Annotated in this window: 5 protein-coding genes and 1 pseudogene; 1 reads left to right on the top strand and 5 read right to left on the bottom strand. The window is 75.3% G+C overall.

Annotated elements, in window-relative coordinates:
- Positions 1–90: 90 nt before the first annotated feature.
- Positions 91–351 (bottom strand): annotated as a pseudogene (locus tag ABT118_RS29090) (LacI family DNA-binding transcriptional regulator); the annotation flags it as partial.
- Between the two features lie 153 nt (positions 352–504).
- Here ABT118_RS29090 and ABT118_RS29085 point away from each other — a divergent pair.
- Complete coding sequence (locus ABT118_RS29085; protein ID WP_350675274.1) at positions 505–2250, top strand: amidase; 1746 nt, start codon at positions 505–507, stop codon at positions 2248–2250.
- A 49-nt stretch (positions 2251–2299) separates the two neighbouring features.
- Here the strand turns inward: ABT118_RS29085 and ABT118_RS29080 are convergent, their stop codons facing one another.
- The 4 genes from ABT118_RS29080 to ABT118_RS29065 are packed head-to-tail and all read right to left on the bottom strand — an operon-like array spanning position 2300 to position 6364.
- Complete coding sequence (locus ABT118_RS29080) at positions 2300–2947, bottom strand: 4'-phosphopantetheinyl transferase family protein (protein ID WP_350675271.1); 648 nt, start codon at positions 2945–2947, stop codon at positions 2300–2302.
- A complete protein-coding gene (locus ABT118_RS29075; RefSeq protein ID WP_350675269.1) occupies positions 2944–3786 on the bottom strand; it encodes a metallophosphoesterase family protein in 843 nt (280 codons plus the stop codon). The genes ABT118_RS29080 and ABT118_RS29075 overlap by 4 nt, the downstream gene beginning before the upstream one ends.
- Positions 3783–5546: a dipeptide ABC transporter ATP-binding protein gene (locus tag ABT118_RS29070; protein ID WP_350675267.1), complete on the bottom strand. Its 1764-nt coding sequence runs from the start codon at positions 5544–5546 to the stop codon at positions 3783–3785. Before ABT118_RS29070 ends, ABT118_RS29075 begins: the two co-directional genes overlap by 4 nt.
- Positions 5543–6364: an ABC transporter permease gene (locus ABT118_RS29065; RefSeq protein WP_350675264.1), complete on the bottom strand. Its 822-nt coding sequence runs from the start codon at positions 6362–6364 to the stop codon at positions 5543–5545. Before ABT118_RS29065 ends, ABT118_RS29070 begins: the two co-directional genes overlap by 4 nt.

The following is a 6364-nucleotide window of genomic DNA, read 5'->3' as shown; positions in this document are numbered from 1 at the left end:
CCTGTGAGTCCCCATCACCCCGAAAGGCATGCTGGCAACACAGAACAAGGGTTGCGCTCGTTGCGGGACTTAACCCAACATCTCACGACACGAGCCGAAGGCGAGCTTCATGTAGTAGTCGAGCCGGGTCGCGGTGCGGGGCAGGTGGAGGCCGACGGCTCCGGTGCTGGAGCGGCGCAGACTGCGGGCCGCCGAGTTCGGCCGGTAGCCGAGCTCCCGGGCCGCGGCCTGGACCCGTTCGCGGGTCGCCCTGGCCACCCGGCCGGATCCGAGCAGGGCGTCGGAGGCCGTGCTCTTGGAGACTCCGGCTGCCCGGGCCACGTCGAGCAGGGTCACGGATCGGCTGGTCACAGCCCGGAAGTCTAGACGCAGAACGGCGGTCCGCACCGGCGAGGCCTCTTGCCGGAACGTTCCGGCATTGTTTATGGTCACCCTGTGCCGGAACGTTCCGGCACGAGGCGGCGGCAAGCCGCGGCCGTCCCGACCCCGCCAGGAGGCACCCGAATGACGCGCGGATCCGACGTTTTCGACGTGGTGGAAGCCAGGATCGCCGACCTGCGCGCGGCGCTGGAGCAGGGCGCGACCACCTCGGTCGGGCTGCTCGACGCCTACCTCGCGCGGATCGAGGCCTACGACCGGCCCGGCACCGCCACCGCGCTCAACGCGATGGTCGTGCTGAACCCGGACGCCCGGGCCGAGGCCGAGGCCTCCGACGCCCGGCGGGCGCGCGGCGAGTCGCTCGGCCCGCTGGACGGCATCCCGTACACCGCGAAGGACAGCTACCTGGCGAAGGGCCTGACGGCCGCGGCCGGTTCGCCCGCCTTCGAGCACCTGGTCGCCCAGTGCGACGCCTTCGCGGTCGAGCGGCTGCGCGCGGGCGGCGCCGTCCTGATCGGCCTGACCAACATGCCGCCGATGGCCAACGGCGGCATGCAGCGCGGCGTCTACGGCCGCGCCGAGAGCCCGTACAGCGCCGCCTGGCTCACCAGCGCGTACGGCTCCGGCTCCTCCAACGGCTCGGGCACCGCGACGGCTGCCTCGTTCGGCGCGTTCGGCCTCGGCGAGGAGACCTGGTCCTCCGGCCGCGCGCCCGCCTCCAACAACGCGCTCTGCGCCTACACGCCCAGCCGCGGCGTGATCTCGGTGCGCGGCAACTGGCCGCTGGTGCCGACCATGGACGTCGTCGTCCCGCACACCCGCACCATGGCCGACCTGCTCGAACTGCTCGACGTCATCGTGGCCGACGACCCGCAGACCCGGGGCGACCTCTGGCGCGCGCAGCCCTGGGTGGAGCTGCCGGCCGCCTCGAAGGTCCGGCCCGACTCCTACCCGGCGCTCGCCCCCGCCGACCTGCCCACCGCGCACGCGGCGCTCGCCGGCAAGCGGGTCGGCGTGCCGAGGATGTACATCAACGCCGACCCCGGGGCCGGCACCAACCCCGACGGCGGCATCGGCGGCCAGACCGGTCAGCGGATCGACACCCGGCCTTCCGTGATCGCCCTGTGGGAGGCCGCGCGCCGCGACCTGGAGGCGGCCGGCGCCGAGGTGGTCGAGGTCGACTTCCCCGTCGTGTCGAACTACGAGTCCGACCGCCCCGGCGCGCCGTCGCTGTTCACCCGGGGCCTGGTCACCCGCGACTTCCTCACCGTCGAGATCGAGGACCTGTCCGCCTGGGCCTGGGACGACTTCCTGCGGGCGAACGGCGATCCGGCCCTGGCCGGGCTGGCCGAGGTCGACTCCGACCGGATCTGGCCCAAGCAGCAGGGCGAACTCCCGGACCGCTACGCCGGTTTCGACGACACCATCGGCGACTACCCGCGCCTGGTGCGCGAGCGCCCGTACGCGTCGTTCACCGACATGCCGCACCTGGAGCAGGGCCTGCGCGGGCTGGAGGAGACCCGCCGGGTCGACCTGGAGCAGTGGATGGACGAGCAGCGCCTGGACGCGGTGGTCTTCCCGGCGGTCGCCGACGTGGGCCCGGCCGACATGGACGTCTCCGAGGCGTCCGCCGACCTCGGCTGGCGCAACGGCGTCTGGGTCGCCAACGGCAACCTGGTGCCCCGTCACCTCGGCATCCCGACCGTGACCGTGCCGATGGGCACCATGGCGGACACCGGCATGCCGGTGGGGCTGACCTTCGCGGGTCGCGCCTACGACGACAACGCCCTGCTGGCCCTCGGCGCGGCCTTCGAGGCGACCGGCACCCGGCGGGCGGTGCCGCCGCGCACGCCGCGCCTGTCGGCGGAGTGAGCGCGGTGTGAGCGCGGAGTGAGCGAGGCGCCGTCCGGCGCCCGGGCCGTCAGAAGCCGGGCTCGGCCGTCGCGGTGAGCAGCAGCGCCGCCGTGGCGGCCCAGCGGCCGGTGAAGGCGCGCGGGGCTCCGGGGGCGGCGGGGACGCGGAGGTGGGCGTGCCAGGTCCCGTCGGGGCTGAGGACGACGTCCGCCTCCTCGAAGCCGAGGTTGCGGTGGGTGAGCGGGTACCAGGCCTTGAAGATGCTCTCCTTGGCGGAGAACAGCAGCCGGTCCCACGGGAGTCCGGGGTCGCGGCGGTGCAGGGTGGCCAGCCTGGTCCGTTCGGCGGGCAGGGAGACCGCCTCCAGCAGGCCGGGGCCGAGCGGGGCGCGCGGTTCGGCGTCGATGCCCAGGGTGGGCAGGTCGGTGCGGCGCGCGAGCACGGCGGCCCGGTAGCCGGTGCAGTGGGTCATCGAGCCCACCAGCCCGGCGGGCCAGCGCGGTTCGCCCCGGGGGCCGGGCAGGATCGGGGCGGGCGGCTCGCCGAGCCGGGCCAGCGCGCGGCGGGCGCAGGCCCGGACGGCGGTGAACTCGCGCAGCCGGCCCGGCACCATCCGCTCCGTCAGGGCCGCCTCCGCCGGCAGGAGTTGTGCGGTGTCGTCCCCCTCGACGGCCTCGGACCAGGCCACCGCTGCGGGTAGCAGGGCCTCGATCACCGGGGCCCGCCGGCCGCCGGGAAGACCCGCCGCAGCCCGCTCGGCCCGCCGCGCGGCTTCCACTCGCGGGGGTAGCCGAGCGAGACCTCCTCGAACCTGACCCCGTCGTAGTAGGTGGTGCGCGGGATGTGCAGGTGCCCGTAGACCACCACGCTCGCGCCGTAGCGCAGGTGCCAGTCCCCAGTGTGCTCGGTGCCGCACCAGAGGGCGAACTCGGGGTGGCGCAGCACGAAGGTCGGGTCCCGGCGGAGCGGGAAGTGGTTCACCAGGACGGTCGGCAGGGCCGGGTCCCGGGCGGCGAGCAGGCGGTCGCTCTCGACCAGGCGGGCCGCGCACCAGGCGTCCCGGCTCGGGTACGGGTCCGGGTGGAGCACGATCTCGTCGGTGCCGACCACCCCGGCGGCCTCGGCCACGGCGAGGGCCTGCTCCTTGGTGGTGGTGCCGGGCGGGCGGAAGGTGTAGTCGTAGAGCACGAACAGCGGGGCTATGGTGACCGGCCCGCCCTCGCCGCGCCAGACGGCGTACGGGTCCTCCGGCGTCAGCACGTCCAGCTCGCGGCAGAGTTCGACCAGGGCCCGGTAGCGGGCCTCGCCGCGCAGCTGCACCGGGTCGTCGGGGGTGGTCCAGAGCTCGTGGTTGCCGGGGGCCCAGATCACCTTGGCGAAGCGCTCGCGCAGCAGGCCGAGGGTGCGGCCGATGTCCTCGAAGCTCTCCGAGACGTCCCCGGCCACGATCAGCCAGTCCTCCGCCGAGGGGGGCCACAACTCCTCGGCCACCTTGCGGTTCTCGGGGTAGCCGACGTGCAGGTCGCTGACGGCGTACAGGGTGCCCCCGGTCATACCGGTACCTCCAGGGTGGTGACGGCCGCGAGCAGACGTCGGGTGTAGCCGGCGGCCGGGTTGGCGAAGACCTCGGTGACCTCGCCGGTCTCCACCAGCTGACCCTCCGTCATCACCGCTACGCGGTCGGCCAGGTGGTGGACCACGCCGAGGTCATGTGAGATGAAGAGCATCGCGAGCCCGAGATATTCCCGCAGATCCGCCAGCAGGTCGAGGATCTGGGCCTGCACCGAGACGTCGAGGGCGGAGACCGGTTCGTCGCAGACCAGCACCTCGGGGGCGGGGGCGAGCGCCCGGGCGATGGCGACCCGCTGGCGCTGGCCGCCGGAGAGTTCGGCCGGGCGGCGGGTGAGCAGGGCGGCCGACAGGCCGACCTGGTCGAGGAGTTCGGTGACCCGGGCCCGGCGGGCCCGGCCGGGCCCGACGCCGGTGCGGGCCACGGCGGCGCCGACCACCCGCTCCACGGTGTGCCGGGGGTCGAACGAGCCCAGCGGGTCCTGCGGCACGGCCTGCAGCCGGAGCCGCTGGGCCCGGCGGCGGCGCTCGGGCAGTTCGCTCCAGGGGGCGCCGCCGAGCCGGACGGTGCCGGAGTCCGGCTGCTCCAGGCCGAGCACGATCCGGGCCACGGTGGTCTTGCCCGAACCGGACTCGCCGACCAGCCCGAGCGTCTCCCCGGCGGCCAGGCTGAGCGAGACCCCGCGTACCACCGGACGTCCGCCGAACGACTTGGTGACCCGGTCGACCTCGACCACCGCCGGGCGGTCCTCCGACGGGGCGTCAGGACGCTTCAGCGGGGCGGACAGCATCGGCGCCGGGACGGCGGCCGGCTCCAGGACCGGGTGCCAGCAGCGGGTGCCGTGGTGGTCGATGGCGGGCACCACCTCCAGGCAGGTGCGGTCGGCGCGGTCGCAGCGGGCGGCGTACGGGCAGCCGTCCGGACCGGGGCGGGGGCGGTCCAGCACCGGGACGGCCAGGCGGCGGCCCCGGGTGGCGGGGCCGGGGACGGCGGCGAGCAGGGCCCGGGTGTAGGGGTGGCGGGGTTCGGCGAGCAGCCGCGCGGTGGGACCGCTCTCGACGATCCGGCCGCCGTACATCACCGCGACCCGGTCGGCCGTCCGCGCCACCACCGAGAGGTCGTGGCTGATCAGCAGCAGGGCGGTGCCGCCGCGCCGCAGCTCGGCCAGCAGCTCCAGCACCTGGGCCTGCACGGTGACGTCCAGTGCGGTGGTCGGCTCGTCGGCGATCAGCAGGTCGGGCGAGCCGGCCAGCGCGGAGGCGATCAGGGCGCGCTGGCGCAGTCCGCCGGAGAGTTGGTGCGGGTACTGCGCGGCCCGCCGGTCCGGCTCGGGCACGCCGGCCCGGCCGAGCAGCGCGGCGGCCAGCCCGGCGCGTTCGGCCCGCTCGGCCAGCCCGTGCACCCGCAGCGGTTCGGCCACCTCGGCGCCGACGGTGCGCAGCGGGTCGAGCGAGGTGAGCGCGTCCTGGAGCACCAGGCCGATCCGCCGTCCCCGCACCGCGCGCCAGCCGGCCTCGCCGAGTGCGGTCAGGTCGGTGCCGTCGAACTCCAGCCGACGGGCCGTCACCGCGGAGCCGGCGCCGGTGAGTCCGACCAGGCTGCGCGCGGTGACGCTCTTGCCGGAGCCGGACTCGCCGACCACGGCCAGGCACTCGCCCCGGTCCAGGGTGAAGGAGACCTCCCGGACGGCGGGCGCGGCGCAGCCGAAGCGTACGCCCAGCCCTTCGACGGTGAGCAGCGTCATGCGGCGGTCCTCCCGGTGAAGCGGCGCTGCGCGCGCCGGCCGACGGCGTTGACCGCGAGTGCAGTGAGGGTGATGGCGGCGCCGGGGAAGACCCCGATCCACCAGGCGGTCTGGAGGAAGCTGCGGCCCTGGGAGAGCATCGCGCCCCACTCCGGCGAGGGCGGCTGCGGGCCGAGGCCGAGGAAGCTCAGGCCGGAGGCGGCGATCAGGGCCGAGCCGAAGCCGACGGTGGCGAGCACCAGCATCGGGCCGATCGCGTTGGGCAGGACGTGCCGCAGGATCAGCTCGGAGCGGCGCAGTCCGAGCAGTTGGGCGGCCTCGACGTAGCCGGAGCGCTGCACCACCCGGGTCTCGGCCCGGACGATCCGGGCGTAGCCGGGGACGAAGGCGATCGCGATGGCGGCCATCACGTTGCCCGAGCCGGTGCCGAGGACGGTGACCGCGAGCAGGGCGAGCAGGATCGGCGGCAGCGAGAGCAGGACGTCGGCGGCGCGCATCAGCACCTGGTCGGCGGCCCGGCCGCCGAGCGCGGAGGCCAGACCGAGCGCGGCGCCGCCGGCCACCGCGAGGGCGGTGGCGCCGAGGCCGAGCAGCACCGAGGGGCGGGTGCCGTGCAGCACCCGGGAGAACAGGTCGCGGCCCAACTGGTCGGTGCCGAACCAGTGCTGTGCGCTGGGAGCGGCCAGGGCGTGGATCGGGTCGGTCTCCACCGGGGAGGCGGAGGTGAAGAGGCCGGGGGCGATCGCGGCGGCCGCGATCAGCACCAGCAGGGCGGAGGCCAGGACCAGGGTGGTCCGGCCGGAGGCTGGCTTGGCCAT

Origin of the sequence: Kitasatospora sp. NPDC002040, assembly GCF_040296785.1 — a bacterium.
In the GTDB taxonomy this organism is placed as follows: domain Bacteria; phylum Actinomycetota; class Actinomycetes; order Streptomycetales; family Streptomycetaceae; genus Kitasatospora.
This window is presented reverse-complemented; position numbering and strand designations above follow the sequence as displayed.